This window comes from Phaeodactylibacter sp. (assembly GCF_040219495.1).
Lineage (GTDB): Bacteria > Bacteroidota > Bacteroidia > Chitinophagales > Saprospiraceae > Phaeodactylibacter.
Window position 1 is genome coordinate 30,506 of the sequence record NZ_JAVJSK010000079.1, and the last position, 18,784, is coordinate 49,289.

Sequence of the window (18,784 nt, forward strand, 5' to 3'; positions counted from 1 at the left end):
CCACACGCTTTCTCCGGTTTGCGCCTATGTTAGGCACCTAATCAGAAGCCTATGTGGAATATTATCATCAATTGGGCCCGAAAAAAGACGCTGGAAAAACCCTACTGGCACTGGGTGGTACTGGAATACTTTTTCTTTGCGTTGCTGATCGGGATGCTGATCCTGCTCCTGGTATTTATTGGGTAGCAGCCTGCTTAAAGCCATGCATCCGTTCCCTAACCCATCAGGATTTTGCCAAGAGCCTACTTCAGGTTGATTTCCTCCTTTTCAACCTTGTTGCCGGTTGCTAAAAATTGAGCGGCTATGCCCATCGGGTCATTATCCCGGAATACCAAATTACGGCTTTCAGCGCCCAAGACCTCAAATAACGTAGCCGTGCCCGGCTGAGGCAGGGTGTTAGTGATGTAGGCGTTTTGTACTTCCGTAAGCCGGATTGCGCTCCCTTTAGCAGCCTGTTTGCCCCGTACGCGGTCCATTTCCACGTTCTTCACCCGCTGCAGCGCTACTGCTGCATCCCATTTGGGTTCCATTCCTTTCGAGTTATCCCAGTTGATGGTAAGGTCAGAAAGGATGAGCCCGTCCACATCGTGGGCCTCGAAACCATGGGTGGCACGTTTGTCGGGTTTATCTTCCGCCTCCATCGTGAGTTGTATATTGTACAGCCGGATATTTTCAAGCATTTGTTCGCCGGGGTAGCCTTCAATTTTGCTGGTGCCCTGCCCGCGTGCCTGAATGTTTTGGAAGGTCACATTCTGAATTTTGCCAAGTTTGGAATCCGGGAACCGGCGCTTGAGCACCAGCCATATCGGATCGCCATTGCCCCACCAATTGAAGTGCTTACGGTCGCACTCTATGGTGATATTGGAAAACAGCACATCGCTTACCGTTGCCCCGTCCCGTACCACGATGCTCAGCCCCCGGTTGCTGTTGCGGATCACGCAGTTGGTAAAGGTGATGTGTCGGAAGTCGCCGTGGCTTTCGGTACCCAGCTTCAGCCCGGTGGAGGTGGACACCAAAGAACAGTTGGTTACCGTAATGTTCTCACAAGCCCGGTAATCCTCACCGGTGATCGTGGACTTCAGCACAATGGAATCATCACCAGTAATGATGGTGCAGTTGGAGACCACTACGTCCTTGCTCCCGTCAATATCAATCCCATCGGCATTGACACCCTGCTCCAGGCTGGAGAAAATATAAACCCCATCCACAAAGACCCGTTCGCACCACTTAAAGTGCAGGGTCCAGTCGGTGGATTCGATCATGGAAATATCCCGAATCCGGATGTCTGTGCAGTCCTCTAAGAAAACCATACAGGTGTAAGGCTTTACCTTGTAGTACATTTTCATTTCCACACCGGAATTTCTGGCGTTCTCCGTTTCCTCTGCTATGAAGCCATCTACGCTTTTCAGAGGCTCGTACGTCCGGCGGGCCTGCCCGTGGATCGTCCCCTTTCCGGAAATGCTGATGTTTTTGGCACCTTTTGCGTAAATCAGTACAGGCGTACCTTCGCCCGGCAATTTACCGGAGTCGTTCTTTTTGTAGACCACGAAGTCATTCTCATAGTCCTTTTCCCGCTGACTGGCGTAAAGGGTGGCGCCCGGTGCCAGGTGGAAATCCACATTGTCTTTTAGTACGATGGTGCCGGTGGTATAAGCCCCGGCCGGCAATAGCACCTGTCCGCCGCCCGCGGCATAGCAGGCATTAATAGCTTTTTGCAGATAAGGCTGCGCATATTGAGCTGAATCTCCGCTTGCTCCGAAGTCCCGCACATTAAAAACGGGGGACTGAGCACCAAGTGAGAAGCTGGAAAACATCAGGAACAAACACAATAAAAGCGGGCTATTGCCAATTGAACAGTCTTTGCGAACCATCATCTTCTTTGGGAAAAAGAGCAGTGCAGGACCTAGCTGTAACCCCTGCCGGATGATAAGATCGTAACTCCTGACAGGCTTCAGTCGGCTTTTGATTACAAGCCACAGGACAAGCCCTCCTTTCCCAAAGGGCTTCTCGAAAAATAAAATACACAACTGGTTTTGTTCCAACGTTGGGGCAAAAGCTTTTCGAAAGTTGTGTATTTTATTTTTGCCCACTACAAAGCATTTCGCTGACTTATGAAGTACGCTATTCAACCACTTTTTGAGGTCCGTTGCCACCACGGCGAGGGGCCGGTCTGGGACCCGCAGGCGGAGCAGTTTTACTGGGTCGACCTCATGCAGGGGCAGTTCTTTATTGGCGATTGGGAAACCGGCCGGGTGGAAACCCATGTAGTCGGGCAGCCGCTTGGTGTACTGGCCCTGCGTGAACAGGGCGGTGTGGTTATGGCACTGCGGGACGGCTTTTTTACCTACGATACCCACAGCCGTGAGCTGAAGCAGGTATCACCCACTGAAGCCGACGTACAAGCCACCCGCTTCAATGACGGCGCGGTAGACCCTAAAGGCCGCTTTTGGGCCGCCACCATGACTTACGATGGCACGGAGCCGGTCGGCAACCTGTATTGCCTGAACGAAGCGGGAGCAGTACAACGCCACGAGCAAAACCTAATGCTCCCCAACGGTATGGGCTGGTCTGCAGACCGAAAAACCTACTTTTTCGCAGATACCGAGCGCCATGTTGTTTATGCCTACGACTATGATTTGGAAACCGGCCGCCTCAGCCACCGCCGCAACTTCATTGAGTTTGGCCCCGAAGGCTTCCCCGATGGCCTTACCGTTGATACCAACGACCACCTTTGGGTCGCTATGTGGCAGGAAGGCAAGATCAGCCACTTCGATGCGCAGGGGAAGAAGGTGGAAGACATCGAATTGCCCGTTTCTCACCCCACAAGCTGCTGCTTTGGCGGACCGGAAATGCAGCACCTGCTCATCACAACCTCACAGCGCCCCTTATCTCCGGAGCAGAAAAAAGCCCAGCCCCTGGCAGGGGTGTGCCTGCAAATACAGACCAACACAACTGGGCAGCCGGAGCCCCGCTATTTGGGTTAACCTTTGTCAAAATTCATCACATGAAATATTTCCCGTTCTTTTTAATCCTCCTGTTGGCGGGCAGTTGTGCGGAACCTGCCGGGGAGGCGGACGCGCAGCTGTTGGAGCCGGCATTCGACCTCGACAGCCTTACTGAAGTTGCAGCCCGGCAGTATGCCAAAACGCTGGAAACTTTACCGGACACCAACCGCATTCCCCGCAATGCTCATCCGGACGGCACCTGGAACCTCGTCAAAAAGGGCAGCTGGGTCAGTGGTTTTTATCCGGGTGTGCTGTGGCACCTCTACGCCCTTACCGGTGATGAAAAGTGGAAAGAAGCTGGTGCGGCCGAGCTGTTGAAACTGGATTCCGTTCAGTTTTTCGATTACGATCATGATATCGGCTTCCGGATTTTCAACTCATTTGGCAGTGCCCTGCGCTTTACGCAAGACTCCAGTTACGCCCCGGTGATTGTGGACGCCGCTAAAACCCTGAAAACCCGCTACCGGCCGGTCACTGGTGTTATTCGCTCCTGGGACTGGCACGATCAATGGCAGTATCCGGTGATTATCGACAATATGATGAACCTGGAGCTGCTGTTCTGGGCAGCCCGGCAGACTGGAGACGCGGAAATGGAAGCGATCGCCGTTTCCCACGCCAAGCACACCATGGACAATCACTTCCGGGACGATTACAGCACCTACCACGTTCTCGACTACGACACCCTCAGCGGTGCCGTGCGGGAAAAAGTCACTTTTCAGGGCTATGCCGACAGCTCCATGTGGGCAAGAGGGCAAGCCTGGGCCATCTATGGATTCACCCTGACTGCCCGGGAAACCGGACGGGCGGACTTCCTGAAGCAGGCGAAAGGCGCAGCGGATATCTTCCTGAAAAGGCTGCCGGAAGATGGGGTGCCCTACTGGGACTTTGATGCCCCCGGCATTCCCGACGAGCCGAAGGATGCCTCCGCAGCTGCTATTGCCGCTTCTGCACTGCTGGAGCTTTCTCAGTTGGTGGAAGCAGCCGACGACCAAATCCGGTACCACAACGCAGCCATTGCCCTGCTCAATGCCTTAGCCACACCGGAATACCTGGCAGCATTACCTCAACAGGGCTTACTGCTGCATTCCACCGGCCATAAACCCGGCAACAGCGAAATTGATGAGCACATTATTTATGCGGACTACTATTTTCTCGAAGCCTTACTTCGCCTTAGGGCACTTCAAAAGCCAGCAGAATGAAAACCACCGTATTAATTTTTAGCCTGATCTGCTGGACGCTTTGGCTTGGGGGGCAGACTCCGCCTTCCATCGGTGCGCAGGTGTACATCGAGCCCGGACAAACAGCAGAAGAGATTGAAGGCTGGTTTTCCATCATGGCAGAATATAATATGACCGTTTGCCGCATCCGGATGGACGAAACGCACATGGCTCAGACAGACGGTAGCTGGGACTTTACGCTGTACGATGCCGCGTTTGAGGCTGCCGGGCGGCATGGCGTCCGGGTATTTGCCACCCTTTTCCCGGCGAATACGGGCACGGGCGTAGGCGGCTTTAAATTTCCCGAAGATGCGGCTCACCTGGCTTCCATCGAACGCTACATTGGAGCCGTGGTGCCTCATTTCAGCAAGCATCCGGCGCTTTTTGCCTGGGTGCTGCAGAATGAGCCAGGTGTGGGCGGGATTTTGCCGAAAGGCGCGTACACGGAACAAGCCTGGTCGGAATGGAAAGCCTCCAATCCTTTGCCAGCTGACCCCAATGGCTTCATGCGGGAAGACTTCCGGGAGCCGGAGTTCATTCGGCAGCATACCACCGCTTACCTGAGCTGGATAGCGGCGGAAATTGAAAAGTATGACTCTGGCCGCCATTTGCACGTCAACAGCCACATGCTCTTTGTGACCTTGCCAGAGTATGAATTTCCAGTCTGGCGGAAGCTGCTTTCCTCCTTTGGTGCCTCCATGCACCCGAGCTGGCATTTCGGCTACTTTGAACGCGATCAGTACCCGGTGGCGATGGGCGCGAACAATGATATCATCCGGAGCGGTGCCGGTGAGAAGCCCTTTTGGGTCACCGAATTACAAGGCGGCAACAACAGCTACAGCGGCTTTAACCCCATGACGCCAAGTCCGGAAGAAATAGAGCAGTGGCTGTGGGGCAGCTTGTTCAGCGGAGCCGAAGGCATCATCTTTTGGTGCCTGAACCCCCGGAAAGCCGGGCTGGAAGCCGGAGAGTGGAGCCTGCTGGATTTTCTGGACGAGCCAACGGACCGGATGGGAGCGGCGGGAGAAGTAGCGGCCTGGTTGGATCAAAACCCGGATTTTGCAAAGGCGCGACCGCAGACTGCAAACATCCATGTCCTCTACAACCGGGAGTCCATGTACCTGCAGCGCGACCGGGAAGTCCGCTCAGTAGAAGTGGAGCAATACTTTGAAGGCCGGTTGCCTGGAGCTACCATCAAGTCGGTTCTGGCGCACTACGAGGCATTGCTCGAGCAGGGCATTACGCCTGAAATTGGCAGCATGGATGACTTCGACTGGAAAGCGAGGGGCAGGGCAGGGGCAGCGGTGATCATCCCGCATCAGATTGTAATGCCGCGCCGGCACTGGGAAGGATTGAAAACCTTTGTTGCGGAAGGCGGGCAATTGTTGTTGACAGGTTTGTCTGCCCATTTTGATGAGTATGGCCAGAATATCATGACGGGTGGTTTTCCTTTCCGGGAAGTACTGGGCGGGCAGGTGCGCGAGTTCAGGGTGATGGGCAATACTTTTTTGATGTCTGTCAATGAGAAGAAGTTGCCGGCCCACCTTTGGCAGGGCACACTGGCGGTGGACGAAGGGGCGGTACTAAGCTTTGCACAGGACAGCCTCCCTGTTGCATTGCAGCATCAATACGGTCAGGGGCGCACCCTTTGGATTCCTGCTCCAATCGGGTTGGCAGCCTGGCAACAGGATAACATGCCACTGGCTCAGCTGCTGCAAACCTGGCTGGAAAATACTGAATCCCCGCAGGTTCGTTTCAGGGGCCATCATCCCGGCGTCACTATGAAAGCGATGGCCTCCGAGTCGGGGCTGTACACGATGCTAATCAATACAAATGACTATCCAAAACAGGTAGCGCTGGAATTTGCTGAGCTGCGGTCAGGGCAAATCCTCTACGATTCTGCTGGGGCTGAATGCCGGGAGAATGGGGTGTTGTTACCACCGAATGCCTGTGTGGTATTATTTTGGGAAAAACAAAACTAATTGTATGCAACAATTTCTTCCTGTGCTGTCTCTGATTTGCCTGCTGCTTTCCCCTGTAATTGCTCAGGAACAGCCCAATCTGGAGGGGCAGCCCTGGCCGGCACAATGGATCACTCATCCTACCGCTGATGCAGAAGCTTTTGGGGTATACCTGTTCCGGCAGGAGATGAATGTGGAAGCTGTTCCGGATGATTTTCCCATCCGGATTTCGGCGGATAACCGCTACAAGCTTTTTGTGAATGGCCGATACGTTGGTAAAGGACCTGCCCGGGGCGACCTTCTGAACTGGCGCTTTGAGACGTACGATCTGAGCCCTTATTTGCAGTCCGGAGTGAATGTGGTTGCCGTGCAGGTATGGAATTTTGGAAAATATAAGCCCGTCGCGCAAATCTCAAGAGGCACCGCGCTGATCATTCAGGGGGAGGACCGCAACAGCTCCCAGTTCAATACGGGCACCGGGCAGTGGCGGGTGCACCGGGATACCGCTTATGCGCCCATTGCCATTGACCGGGAACAGGTGATGGGTTACTTTGTAGTCGGCCCCGGAGAACAGATGGATGTGGAGGCTCACCCCTGGGGCTGGAAAGCAGCGGATTTTGAAGTGGAAGGCTGGCATACACCCCAGGTATTATTTCCCGGAGTCCCTGCAGGCGGCACCTTTGCACATGGTGGAGTACCGGCTTATCAGTTGGTCCCCCGTCGTATTCCAGCTATGGAAGAAAAGGTTGGTCCCCTGGGGCGTATCCGCCGGGCCAGCCTCAAGCTGCCTGATCAGGGGATGGTATACGTACCAGCGAATACCAAAGCAACGGTTCTCATCGATCATGGCACGCTGACCACCGCTTACCCGGAGCTAAAAGTCACAAGTGGAGGAGAGGCCACCCTGCGCCTGTTTTACGCCGAAAGCCTGAACGATTCGACCCTTAACAAAGGGCACCGGGACAGCATCAACCATAAAATGCTCTATGGCTTCCATGATGAATGGAAACTCGCGGAAGGCAGGTACGAACTGACTACCCTTTGGTGGCGGACCTTCCGCTATATCCGGGTGGAAATAGAAACGAAAGATGCGCCGGTATCCATTGATCAGGCCCAAAGCCGCTTTACGGCTTACCCTTTTGAAGAGCGGGCGGTTTTTGATAGTGATAAAGAATTGCTGTCCGATATCTGGTCCGTTAGCTGGCGTACGCAACGCCTATGCGCCGGAGAAAACTATTTCGATTGCCCGTACTACGAGCAATTACAGTACGTCGGCGACACCCGTATTCAGGCGCTGATTTCCTACTACGTCTCAGGTGATCACCGGTTATTCCGAAAAGCAGTGGCCGATTTTTATCAGTCCCGCATGCCCTTTGGGCTTACGCAAAGCCGATATCCCAGCCGCGATGAACAGATTATCCCGCCCTATTCCCTGTTCTGGATTGCGATGCTACATGACTATTGGATGCACGTAGGTGAACCGGAGTGGATTGCCAGTATGTTGCCTGCCGTAGCGGATATTCTGCAGTGGTACGAAGAAAGGATGGGCGAAAACGGGCTGCCGGGCCCAATGGAATGGTGGAACTTTGCCGATTGGGTGATTGGAGAAGAGGGTTGGAAAAGCGGCGTGCCACCGGGTGCCGAATCGGGAGGTTCTGCCCTTATCGGCTTGCAGTTGGCTTACAATCTGCAACTGGCGGCTGATTTGTATGAAGCCTTTGGCGAGCCGGAGCGGGCAGCAACTTATCGCGCCCGGGCAATGGGCATCAATAATAGCCTTCGTAACCGCTGCTGGGACAAAGACCGTCAGCTATTTGCAGATACGCCTGCAAAAACGACTTTCAGTCAGCACGTCAATACTATGGCGGTGCTCACCGATGCCCTGCCCGAGGCAGAACAACCCGCACTATTGGAGCGGCTGCTGAAAGATACCACTTTGGCCCCCTGTTCCTACTACTACGCCTTTTACATTACTGAAGCGCTACGGAAAACCGGGCTTGGGGACACTTACTTTGAGTATCTTGGCCCGTGGGAGGAGCAACTTAACCTCGGCCTGACCACTTTCGTGGAAGCCCCCGGTAAGACCCGCTCCGATTGTCATGCCTGGAGTGCTTCGCCAGCCTACCACTTTTTGTCGCTGGTAGCGGGTATCCGTCCGGCAGCGCCGGGTTTTTCCAAAGTTAGCATTACGCCCCATCTGAACGGGCTAAGCGAGCTCCGGGCCAACATGCCACACCCCAAGGGTACTATTGAGGTGGAATACAGCGAGGCAGACGGGCGTTTGGAGGGCAAGGTCTCCCTGCCTCCCGGATTGGAAGGCACCCTAAACTGGAAAGGGCAATCGCAAACTCTAAAGAGTGGCCCCCAATCCATTAAATTCCGATGATGATGCAAAACAAAACGAGCAGCGGGCAGATGACCCGCCTCGCCCTGATTATTTCTCTGGGCGGTTTCCTCTTTGGCTTTGATGCCTCGGTAATCTCCGGAGCTATCCGGTTTCTGGTGCCGGAGTTTGGGTTGTCTGACCTGGCTTTGGGATGGGTGGTGGCGTCCCTGACTTTTACTTCCACCCTGGCTATGATGGTCGCCGGGCCATTGAGTGACCGGATAGGGCGGAAGAAGCTGCTGCTGATCATTGCTTTCATGTATGCTTTCTCAGCCCTCTTTTCCGCCATAGCTCCGACCTACGGCATTTTGGTTGCTGCCCGAATGCTGGGCGGACTGGCGGTAGGAGCGAGCCTGATCATCGCCCCCATGTACATCGCAGAGCTGAGCCCTCCGGAAAAGCGCGGGCGCATGGTCTCTATCAATCAGCTGAATATCGTTATTGGGTTTTCGGCGGCCTATTTCTCGAATTACTTCCTGTTGCAGGCCAGTGGCTCGGGCGCAGAATGGGTGCAAAACCTGGGTATAGATACGCAAACCTGGCGCTGGATGCTGGGCGTGGAGCTATTGCCTGCACTGGCCTACTTCGGGACCCTTTTCGCGGTGCCGGAGAGCCCCCGCTGGCTGGTGGTGCAGGGCAGAGAGGAGGAAGCCGCTGTGGTCATCGGACAACTGTCGGGCGAAGCGGAGGCCACGGCTCAAATACAAGCGATTAAGGAAAGTGTGCAGGCTAAAGATGCCGGGGACCCGCTGGGTCAGAAACTACGGCGGCTGTTCCGGCCAACGCTGCGGAAGGTTCTCTGGGTGGCTGCCATCGTGGGCATTTTGCAGCAGCTGACTGGCGTGAATGCCATTTTCTTTTATGCCCCTTTCATCTTTGAGCAATCCGGTATTGGATCAGACGCGGCTTTTTCGCAGGCCATTTATATCGGGCTGCTCAATGTGGTCTTCACCCTCATCGCTATGAGCCTGATTGATCGTATTGGGCGCAAACCTTTGCTGCTGGTGGGGTTGTTGGGCATTGCGCTCAGTATGGGGCTGGTCAGCTATGGGTTTCAGCAGGCGACTTATGAGCTGACTTCGGAAGCCGTAGCTGGTCTGCCGGAAGGCGTGAACAGGGAAGCTTTGGGTGCGGTCACCGACGTCCGCTTCGAAGATGACCTGGCTTTCAAAACTGCGCTCAAAGCAGCCTTAGGCCGTACGGTTTATGTGGCGAATGAAGCAGTCATCCTGCAATCCGCTGCCAGGATCAACCCTACCTTGATTTTGACTGGCATACTGGGCTTCGTGGCGTTTTTTGCCGTTTCCCTGGGCCCGGTTATGTGGGTGCTCTTTTCGGAGCTTTTCCCCAATTACATCCGGGCGGTAGCCGTTTCTTTTGTAGGCTTTATCAACTCCGTTGTGAGCTTTTCGGTACAGCAGTTTTTTCCGTGGGAGCTGGCGAATCTGGGCAATGCCCTGACCTTTGGCTTGTTCGGTGGCTTTGCCGCTGTAGGCTTTCTGTTAGTCTGGCGCTTGTTGCCGGAAACCAAGTCCCGCTCATTGGAAGAACTGGAAAAAGAACTCATCACCGATGATTAAAATTGAGAACCCCGTTTTACCGGGCTTTCAGCCTGATCCCTCTATCATTCGGGTGGGGGAGGATTACTACATGGCCACCTCAACCTTTGAATGGTTTCCCGGGGTACAAATCCATCATTCCCGGGACTTGAAGCACTGGCGGCTCATTGCCCGTCCGCTCAGCCGGCTTTCCCAACTGGATATGGCCGGCAATCCGGACTCCTGCGGGGTGTGGGCGCCCTGTCTGACTTACGACAAAGGGACTTTCTACCTGGTGTACAGCAACGTGCGCTCCTTCGATGGGGTCTGGAAGGACGTCCATAACTATCTGGTCACGACTCAGGACATGACGGGCGAATGGTCAGACACCATTTATCTCAACAGCAGCGGGTTTGATCCTTCTCTGTTTCACGCGCCTGATGGCCGGAAATGGGTAGTCAATATGCTGGCCGACCACCGGAATAACCGCTTATTTGGGGGCATCGTGCTGCAGGAGTTTGATTGGGATGCCGGTAAAATGACCGGTCCGGTGCGTATGATTTTCGAAGGCGATGGGATAAAGAATGTAGAAGGACCACACCTGTACTACCGAAACGGCTATTACTACCTGCTCATGGCTGCCGGCGGGACGGAGTACGACCACTGTGCGATTCTGGCCCGCTCCCGGGACATCACCGGCCCCTACGAAGCCCACCCCGGCAATCCGGTTTTGACCACCAAGGGGCACCCGGACTGGCCCCTGCAAAAAGCCGGGCACGGCGACCTGGTCGAGGTGCCGGACGGGCAGTGGTACATCACTTTTCTGTGCGGCCGGCCTTTGTCGACACTGGGGCGCTGCACCCTGGGGCGGGAAAGCAGCCTGGCTCCGGTAGAGTGGCGGGATGATGATTGGTTGTACCTTGCCAACGGCAAACAGGTGCCAGACCCGGCATTTTCGATTCCCGGTGAAGAGGTGCCTTTTCCCCAACCGGTGGAACGCCATGATTTTGACACCACAGAGCTGCCTGAAGACTTTCAGTCCCTGCGCGTACCGATTACTCCGGATTGGGCTAATCTGGAAGAACGCCCCGGTTTTTTGCGCCTGTACGGCCGGGAGTCGCTGAGTTCCTTCCACTACCAAAGCCTGCTGGCACGGCGGCTACAGCACTTCGATGCCACGGCTGCCACTGCCCTGGAGTTTCAACCGGATAACTTTCAGCAGATGGCCGGGCTGATTGCCTACTACAATACCGGGCATTTCTACTACCTTCATATCACCTGGGATGAGCGGCGGAAAAAGCGGGTACTCGACCTGATTGCCTGCGATCATTATGCGATGTTACACCCAATGAGTCAGTGCAGTGATTTACAGGTGGATGGCAGGGTGGAACTCAAGTTGCACTTCAATCATGGCGAGCTTCAGTTTTTTTACAGAGAAGGAGCAGGAGATTGGCAAAAAGCCGGCCCGGTTTTGGACGGGAGCATCTTATCAGACGACTACATTATGGAACAGTGTGGACGTTACCGGCCGGCATTCACCGGGGCTATGGTTGGTATTTGTTGTCAGGATTTGACTGGCAGTCGCAAGCCCGCTGATTTTGACTGGTTTGAATACAAAGCGGTTTGAAAGGGATAAAGAGGGCGAAGTGTCCTGATTTTTTTAGCTTTAAGCACCTGAAAAAAAATAACTGATATGCCATCTTTTTATACTTACCGCAATTTAGCGGTTGTACTGTTGCTCACCTTGAGCACGGCCTTTTCCGCACAGGCCCAGCTACAACCCTGGGAAGACCCTGCCGTTAACGGGATCAACCGCATGCCGGCCCGGGCAACGTCTTATTCCTATCCCGATGAAGCCACAGCGCTTATGGTGGACCGCGAAGCCTCCGGGCGTTACCTTAGCCTGAATGGAAACTGGGCGTTTGCCTTCGCTGAGGTGCCCGAAGCCGCTCCGAAAGATTTTCATCTGCCAGACTTTCAAACCAAAGGATGGGCGCAGATTCCGGTGCCTTCCAACTGGGAATTGCAGGGCTACGGTACAGCGATTTACACCAATATTACCTACCCCTTTGTGCCGGTAGACCCGCCTTACGTGCCTGATGAGGACAACCCCACCGGCTGCTACCGCCACACCTTTGAGGTGCCTTCAGACTGGTCTGATCAGCAGGTGGTGCTGCACTTTGGAGGTGTGAGCTCCGCATACTATGTGTGGGTGAATGGGGAGATGGTCGGCTACAGCGAAGACAGCCGGGTGGCTACGGAATTCGACATCACGCCCTACGTGAAGTTCGGAGAAAAGAACCTCTTGGCGGTCAAGGTACACCGCTGGTCGGATGGCAGCTATCTGGAAGATCAGGATCACTGGCGCCTGAGCGGTATTCACCGGGAGGTAATGTTGCTGGCGCAGCCCCGGACCCACATTCAGGATTTCTTTGTCAAGGCAGGACTGGACGAGGGCTATAGTTATGGCAATCTTACGGTCAAGCCCCGGCTCAACCACAGCCGACTATCCGATTTAGAAGGCTGGTCGTACGAAATTGATGTGTATGATGATTCGGGCCACCCGATGCTGGAGCAGCCCCTCAAGGCTACGGTCAGTGAGGTGATAAGGGAGGACCTTCGGGTTTACCCACGGGAAGGTACGGTGCTTTCGGCTACTGTTTTCAATATTAAGCCCTGGACAGCGGAAACGCCCAACCGTTACACCCTGGTTATTGCGCTTAAGGATGAAAATGGGCAAACCGTGGAGGCCCGAAGCAGCCGTATTGGCTTTCGGAATATCCAAATCGGCCCGGAAGGAGAACTGCTCATCAACGGGGAATCGGTGGAGTTGTACGGGGCCAATCGCCACGACCACCATCCGGTTACGGGCAAGGTGGTCTCGGTAGCGGATATGGAAGCGGACATCCGCCTGATGAAACAGCTGAACTTCAACGCCGTGCGGACTTCACACTATCCCAACGACCCCCGCTTTTACGAACTCTGCGACCGCCACGGTTTGTATGTCATTTGCGAGGCTAATCTTGAGGTCCACGGCATTGGCAGTTTGTTGACTAAAGACCCACGCTGGTCGAATGGTTTTGTGGAGCGGGCGGTGCGTATGGTGGAACGCCACAAAAACCACCCCTCCATTATTTTTTGGTCACTGGGCAATGAGTCTGGTGCCGGAGCCAATCATGCTGCTATGACCGGCTTCATACGCGAGTACGACGATACCCGCCTGGTGCATTACGAGGGCAACCACGAATTTCCGCACACCAAAGCCAGCTACGTGGATATGTACAGCCGCATGTACGCTTCCATCCCTGAGATGGTCAACCTCAGTCGTCAGTCAGATTTGAAACTGCCCATCATGTGGTGCGAAATGGCGCACTCCATGGGCAATTCAACAGGCAATCTTTTCAAATTCCGGGATGTGATACAGGCGGAACCGCAGATTGTCGGGGCATTTGTCTGGGACTGGGTCGATCAGGGGCTGGTCAAGACCACCGAAACCGGCGAAAGGTACTTTGCCTACGGAGGTGATTTTGGCGACACGCTGATCAACTCCGGCAACTTCTGCCTGAATGGCGTTGTAGACCCCGACCGCCGGGTGAAGCCCGGTGCTAATGAGTGGAAAAAAGTCTTCCAACCGGTAAGCCTGACGAGTCAGGTGCCACAAGAGGGCAAACTTACGTTGACCAACCTGTATGATTTTACCAATCTTGAAGGGTATATGCTTTCCTGGCAGCTTATGGAAAATGGCGTGACCCTGCGTTCCGGATCCATGGCCCTTCCGGATTGTCCGGCGGGTGTTGCTGTACCACTGCAATTGGGGCAAATGTCGCCCAAGGCACCAAAGCCCGGCGCCGTCTACACCCTCGACCTGAGTGTTACGCTCCCGGAAGCGCAATCCTGGGCACCGGCGGGTCATGAGATGGCCTCTGCGCAGTTTGTGCTGCCGGAAGTGCCGGACAACCGAAGCTTTAGTGCGCCAGAAGGCAAGCTCACGCTGGAGGAGAATGAGCAACAAGTCAGCATTACGGGCAATGATTTTGAAGCCACTGTAGACAAAAGCACCGGTGCACTATCCGGCTACAAAACAGGCTCCACCAACTGGCTGGAAGCCCCCCTGAAGCCCAACTACTGGCGTGCCCCGACCGACAACGACCGACGGGGCTGGAAAATCTACCGCGAAGCCGCGGCCTGGAAAACGGCGGCTGAAGAAGCCAAAGTTCAGGGCGTGCGCGTACAGGAAGCGGCCGGCTACGTACAGGTGGAAGTGCAAAGCGTCCTACTGGAAGGCAAAGCCAGCCAAAAGACGGTGTACACCTTCTACGCGGACGGACAGGTCAAGGTCGATTACCATTTCAAAAAAGAAGGCGACTACCCGGAACTGCCCCGCATCGGAATGCAAATGGCGATCCCGGATGCTTATGATCAGATTGAGTTTCTCGGGCGCGGGCCGCATGAGAATTACATCGACCGGTTGTTGAGTGCCCAACTAGGGCGCTACAGCATGCCGGTGGACAGCTTTTTCGAAAGCTACATCATGCCACAGGAGTGCAGCAACCGAACCGGCGTGCATTGGATGGCGCTTTCCTCAGGGCGCGGCAGTGGATTGCTGGTGCAGGCTCAGGATAGCCTTAGTATGAGCGTCTGGCCTTACAGCATGGATGATTTGGAAGCCGCAACGCACACTCCGGAACTGCCCGAACGAGACTTCCTGACCGTCAATATTGACCATCAGCTACTGGGCGTAGGCGGGGACAATACCTGGTCAAAGGAATCTAAAGCCCATCCGGAGTTTCGCCTGAATGCTTCAGCGTACAGTTATGGTTTTGTGCTGCGCCCCCTCAGTAAAGAACAACCTCTGGGAACGTGGCTAGCAACGCCCGTACCAAAAACCAATTAACATGAGCACCTCCATTTTGCCCCTGTTGTTTTTCCTGATGGCCCAATCGGTCGGGCTACCCGATCCATCTGCCATGAAAGGCTGGAGTGACGAGTTTGACCGACCGGCTATTGATACCACCCTCTGGAGTTTCGAAGAAGGGTTCATCCGTAATCACGAGGGGCAGTACTACACCAACCGCCCGGAAAACGCCTACATCGAAGAGGGTTGCTTGGTGCTTGAAGCCCGACGCGAGCCCTTCCCCAATGCCCGCCATAATCCCGATAGCGACCGGTGGCAGGAACAGTGGGGAACCGCTGAATACACCTCCGCCTCTCTGCATACAGCCGGCAAGCGGGAATTCCTGTACGGTCGAATGGAAGTCCGCGCTAAGCTGCCCGCCGGGCGCGGGGTATGGCCTGCCATCTGGACATTGGGTAATAAGATGGGCGAAGACATCCCGTGGCCCGACCGTGGGGAGATCGACATTATGGAATTTGTAGGGTACAATCCGGGGATGATCTACGCTAACGTCCACACCGGCGCTTACAACTGGGTAGCCGGCACCAACAAAGGGGATTCCATCCGGGTTGAGGATGCCTCCACTGCCTTCCATGTCTACGCCATCGACTGGACACCGGAACGCATTGACTTTTACGTCGATTCCACCCGCTACTTTTCCTTTGAGCGGGAGGCAAAAGCCACTTTTCAGCAATGGCCCTTCGACCGGCCGCAGGCTCTAAAACTCAATCTGGCAATCGGTGGCAACTGGGGCGGCCGGCAGGGTATTGATACGACGATTTTTCCTCAGCGGTACTACATTGACTACGTGCGGTATACCCCGTTTAGTCCGTAAAATGGAACCAATCCAGATGGATACTGGCTTCCGCTTCGCCCTTAACGACCAGGTATAAACTCCTTGTGCCGTTGGTATCCTGGATATCAGTGGAGATGGTCTGCCAACCGCTGCTCAATTGCTCTGGGTGTATTTGGCCTAGCATGGGACCGGTGGGGCTGCCGATTCTAACCTCCAGCGAAGCTGGGCTGCCCTGTGCATTCAGCCTCGCCGTGAAACGGGTGCGGGAGGGATCAAATGCCATATTGGAAAAATGCACCCAATCGCCAGGGCGGAGTTGTTCCAGTACAAAGCCGTTCGTGCGGTCTCCCGACTTTCGGGCTGTCCCGGATATTTCGTAATACCACTCCGCTTCAATTTTTTCCCAATCCGCCTGATACCTGGCCACTCCATGGCTGAAATGCTGATCCAGGAAATCAGTGTCCGTCACGATTCGCCCGTCGTCATCAAAGTGGCAATAGGTAATGATGGACTCCCGGTATTTAAAGCCGGGCCGGATATAATAGCACCAGATGTGGTAAAACTGGCCTTTCCACCAAAAGAAGCTGCCGTGGGCGTAGGGGCTCAAGCCGTGGCCTTTACCCACAGCACCCTGACAAGTGTACGGGCCATATACATCGGTGGCTGTGGCGTAGTCCCGGCCCCAGCTCAGATAATAAAGGCTGTCGTATTTAAAGATGAAGTTTTTGTCCATCCACTCTGTTGCGCGTTCCCATTCTTCGCCTTCAATTTTAATCGGTTTTGGCTCTTCCGCCAGGGAAGTCATATCCTCGTTAAGCTGTGCGATATGGTAACCGCCCTTTTCCTTGGCGCCATAAACGATATAGGGGGTGCGGTTCGGATCATCGTCGATCAGGATGGTGGGATCGTGCATATCCGTGAGGGGATGCCCCAGTGCGTCCTTGTAGGGACCATCGGGGCGGGCACTACTCATTACCCCAATGGTTCTGGACCGCTCCGAAAAGTAGAAATAGTATTGCCCGTTCCGGGTAGCTGCATCACCTGCCCAACATTCATGGCTATGGTCATCCATGTAGTTGTCTGCCGGGCTAATGATGTCTTTTAATTGCCAATGGACGAGATCGGTGGAGGAATAAACCCGCCAGTCTTTCATGATCCAGGTCTTATCTGTGCGGCTGCTGTCATGCCCGGTGAAAAGGTAAAGCGTATCGTTAAAAACCCGGACGTGCGGGTCTGACATGCCTATGTTGGGGATGATCGGGTTTTGAGCCAGCAGGTTGAGGGTGGCACCGAGCGCCAGTAGGGTCAATAGTTGAGAATGGGTCGTACGTATCATTTATTCCATAGTTGGGATTCTCGGATGGGTTACTCCGCCCGCCAGGTAAATTCATTCACCACCACATTATCAATATTGATGATGCGGTAGGTGACCTCCGGCGTTTCTCCAGTAGTATCAAACAGAAGTTGCCCGAAGGAGCACTTTTCGTTGTAGCCGTATTCGCTTCCGGGCATGACTTTATGTGTGTGCATATTGGTCAGCTTGGAGCTTTCAAATTCATACAGCGGATAATCATTCGGCCGTTTGATCTTCCAAATGTCGGAGCGGTGGCGGTCGGCGGAAAGGAGGAAAACGCCTTTAATATCGTTCTTGGTCAGGAAGTCAAAAATTTCCGTCCGTTCCTCTTTATAACCGCCCCAGGTATCAATGCGGCCTTCTAGCTCCGGCTTGGCATCAAATGCCCAGGGCACGGAGGAGATGAGGACTTTCACCCTGGCGTTGGATTGTAAAAGAGCGGATTTTAGCCACGCTTTCTGCGCCTCGCCCAGCATACTCAGCGGTTCTTCGTGCACCGCGCCCACCTCGCTAGGTTGACGGTAGTAGCGGCAATCCAAGAAGAAGAAGTCCACATCGGCGATTGAATGCTTAAAGAACACGCCAGGCTTGCCCGTTCCATCTCCGTAGCCGGGGTCTACCCACTGCCGTTTGAAGAGAGAAAGTACCGGCCGTTTCCAGGCGGGGGAATCAGGGTCTGGCGTGCCGTACTCATCGTTGTCTCCGAAGTCATGGTCATCCCAAATGGCGTAGGTCGGCGTTTGGGCCACCAATTTTCGCCAATGCGGCTCCGACTGCCTACGGTGGTAGCAGTACTGCTGTAGATAGGGGTGTTCGGGATAGTCGATGTACACATTATCGCCCAGCATGAAGAGCGCATCGGGGCGGTGCGACTGAATGGTGCTCCACATGTAATGCTGCCAGGGGATATACGCCGCCCCGCCTCCGAAAACCACAGAGAACTGCCCCGGTTTTCCGGGCTTAGGGTGGGTAGTAAACTGATAGGTGCCCTCGGTGGGCTGTTCGTCGATGAAGAGGCGGTAGAAGTAGCTCAGTCCGGGCTTTAACCCGCTGACCGACAGCTCAGCCGTATGCCCATCTTCAGTTTTGGTACGACCGGTGACGGTTCGGGTTTTACGAAATCTTTTGTCCCGGCTCACTTCCACCTGCACCTTCCGGGGTTGATCCGTACGGCACCAGAAGGTAGCGCTGTTGCCGGAGACATTACCGATCATAGGTCCATGCACGAGGGGAGTGGCATGCTTTTCTGCCAGGGCTTTGAAGCCCGGCAGTTCCACAAGCGGTTGCATCAACTTCGAAGGGCCTGCCAGATAGCGGCTAAAGGGCATCTCCTTCCCCAGGGAAGCTTTAACGTAGCTAATTGACTTTTCGGTCTCATCAATGTAGGCGTAGGCCAGTGCCCGGACAAAGTCGGCTTCCACATCGCCCTCCCGGGCATCCGCCAGCGGTAATACCTTCTCCGGTTCCCCTTCGTAGATATGCCGGAGGTAGGTGGTAATGGCTTTCCGGTTGTACCAGTCCTCGGCATCGCGGCAGAAGTATTCGCCCTCGCGGGGGATTAGTTCCTGGGCTTGAAGCGTCATTCCGGCACAAAACAGGAAGCAAAAGGGTAAAAGTAAAAGGCGCATTTCTC

Annotated in this window: 12 protein-coding genes; 9 read left to right on the plus strand and 3 right to left on the minus strand. The window is 54.7% G+C overall.

Going from position 1 to position 18,784, the window contains the following annotated elements; all coding sequences use genetic code 11:
* Positions 1-51: 51 nt before the first annotated feature.
* Positions 52-186, plus strand: a complete 135-nt coding sequence (locus tag RIC19_RS11485; RefSeq protein ID WP_262501664.1) for a hypothetical protein — start codon at positions 52-54, stop codon at positions 184-186.
* 56 nt (positions 187-242) lie between these two features.
* Here RIC19_RS11485 and RIC19_RS11490 read toward each other — a convergent pair whose 3' ends face one another.
* Positions 243-1,874: a glycoside hydrolase family 28 protein gene (locus RIC19_RS11490; RefSeq protein WP_350178463.1), complete on the minus strand. Its 1,632-nt coding sequence runs from the start codon at positions 1,872-1,874 to the stop codon at positions 243-245.
* Positions 1,875-2,111: 237 nt separating this feature from the next.
* Between RIC19_RS11490 and RIC19_RS11495 the strand changes: the two genes are divergently transcribed.
* The 8 genes from RIC19_RS11495 to RIC19_RS11530 all read left to right on the plus strand — a co-directional run bounded on the left by RIC19_RS11495 (position 2,112) and on the right by RIC19_RS11530 (position 15,836).
* Complete coding sequence (locus tag RIC19_RS11495) at positions 2,112-2,984, plus strand: SMP-30/gluconolactonase/LRE family protein (RefSeq protein WP_350178464.1); 873 nt, start codon at positions 2,112-2,114, stop codon at positions 2,982-2,984.
* Positions 2,985-3,004: 20 nt separating this feature from the next.
* Positions 3,005-4,204, plus strand: coding sequence for an AGE family epimerase/isomerase (locus RIC19_RS11500; RefSeq protein ID WP_350178465.1), 1,200 nt, complete (start codon positions 3,005-3,007; stop codon positions 4,202-4,204).
* On the plus strand, positions 4,201-6,204 hold the full coding sequence (locus RIC19_RS11505) for a beta-galactosidase trimerization domain-containing protein (RefSeq protein WP_350178466.1): 2,004 nt from the start codon (positions 4,201-4,203) through the stop codon (positions 6,202-6,204). The genes RIC19_RS11500 and RIC19_RS11505 overlap by 4 nt, the downstream gene beginning before the upstream one ends.
* Before the next feature lie 4 nt (positions 6,205-6,208).
* Positions 6,209-8,569, plus strand: a complete 2,361-nt coding sequence (locus RIC19_RS11510; RefSeq protein ID WP_350178467.1) for an alpha-L-rhamnosidase-related protein — start codon at positions 6,209-6,211, stop codon at positions 8,567-8,569.
* On the plus strand, positions 8,566-10,149 hold the full coding sequence (locus RIC19_RS11515; protein WP_350178468.1) for a sugar porter family MFS transporter: 1,584 nt from the start codon (positions 8,566-8,568) through the stop codon (positions 10,147-10,149). The genes RIC19_RS11510 and RIC19_RS11515 overlap by 4 nt, the downstream gene beginning before the upstream one ends.
* Positions 10,142-11,734 (plus strand): glycoside hydrolase family 43 protein, encoded by a 1,593-nt coding sequence (locus RIC19_RS11520; RefSeq protein ID WP_350178469.1) that lies wholly within the window; start codon positions 10,142-10,144, stop codon positions 11,732-11,734. The genes RIC19_RS11515 and RIC19_RS11520 overlap by 8 nt, the downstream gene beginning before the upstream one ends.
* A 66-nt stretch (positions 11,735-11,800) precedes the next feature.
* The gene (gene lacZ / locus RIC19_RS11525; protein ID WP_350178470.1) at positions 11,801-15,001 is read left to right on the plus strand and encodes a beta-galactosidase, LacZ type; all 3,201 of its coding nucleotides are present in this window, start codon (positions 11,801-11,803) and stop codon (positions 14,999-15,001) included.
* A gap of 1 nt (position 15,002) precedes the next feature.
* Entirely contained in the window at positions 15,003-15,836 is an 834-nt protein-coding gene (locus RIC19_RS11530) for a glycoside hydrolase family 16 protein (protein ID WP_350178471.1), read from the plus strand.
* On the opposite strand, the gene RIC19_RS11535 is transcribed toward RIC19_RS11530, so the two are convergent.
* Positions 15,826-17,133: a family 43 glycosylhydrolase gene (locus RIC19_RS11535; RefSeq protein ID WP_350178472.1), complete on the minus strand. Its 1,308-nt coding sequence runs from the start codon at positions 17,131-17,133 to the stop codon at positions 15,826-15,828. The two genes, RIC19_RS11530 and RIC19_RS11535, sit on opposite strands and share 11 nt — an antisense overlap.
* Before the next feature lie 29 nt (positions 17,134-17,162).
* On the minus strand, positions 17,163-18,779 hold the full coding sequence (locus tag RIC19_RS11540; protein WP_350178473.1) for an alkaline phosphatase D family protein: 1,617 nt from the start codon (positions 18,777-18,779) through the stop codon (positions 17,163-17,165).
* Between the last annotated feature and the right edge of the window lie 5 nt (positions 18,780-18,784).

Excerpts from the sequence above, each read along its gene's own strand:
- RIC19_RS11485 (WP_262501664.1), top strand. The coding sequence starts at position 52 with ATGTGGAATATTATCATCAATTGGGCCCGAAAAAAGACGCTGGAAAAA.
- RIC19_RS11490 (WP_350178463.1), bottom strand. The coding sequence starts at position 1,874 with ATGATGGTTCGCAAAGACTGTTCAATTGGCAATAGCCCGCTTTTATTG.
- RIC19_RS11495 (WP_350178464.1), top strand. The coding sequence starts at position 2,112 with ATGAAGTACGCTATTCAACCACTTTTTGAGGTCCGTTGCCACCACGGC.
- RIC19_RS11500 (WP_350178465.1), top strand. The coding sequence starts at position 3,005 with ATGAAATATTTCCCGTTCTTTTTAATCCTCCTGTTGGCGGGCAGTTGT.
- RIC19_RS11505 (WP_350178466.1), top strand. The coding sequence starts at position 4,201 with ATGAAAACCACCGTATTAATTTTTAGCCTGATCTGCTGGACGCTTTGG.
- RIC19_RS11510 (WP_350178467.1), top strand. The coding sequence starts at position 6,209 with ATGCAACAATTTCTTCCTGTGCTGTCTCTGATTTGCCTGCTGCTTTCC.
- RIC19_RS11515 (WP_350178468.1), top strand. The coding sequence starts at position 8,566 with ATGATGATGCAAAACAAAACGAGCAGCGGGCAGATGACCCGCCTCGCC.
- RIC19_RS11520 (WP_350178469.1), top strand. The coding sequence starts at position 10,142 with ATGATTAAAATTGAGAACCCCGTTTTACCGGGCTTTCAGCCTGATCCC.
- lacZ (WP_350178470.1), top strand. The coding sequence starts at position 11,801 with ATGCCATCTTTTTATACTTACCGCAATTTAGCGGTTGTACTGTTGCTC.
- RIC19_RS11530 (WP_350178471.1), top strand. The coding sequence starts at position 15,003 with ATGAGCACCTCCATTTTGCCCCTGTTGTTTTTCCTGATGGCCCAATCG.
- RIC19_RS11535 (WP_350178472.1), bottom strand. The coding sequence starts at position 17,133 with ATGATACGTACGACCCATTCTCAACTATTGACCCTACTGGCGCTCGGT.
- RIC19_RS11540 (WP_350178473.1), bottom strand. The coding sequence starts at position 18,779 with ATGCGCCTTTTACTTTTACCCTTTTGCTTCCTGTTTTGTGCCGGAATG.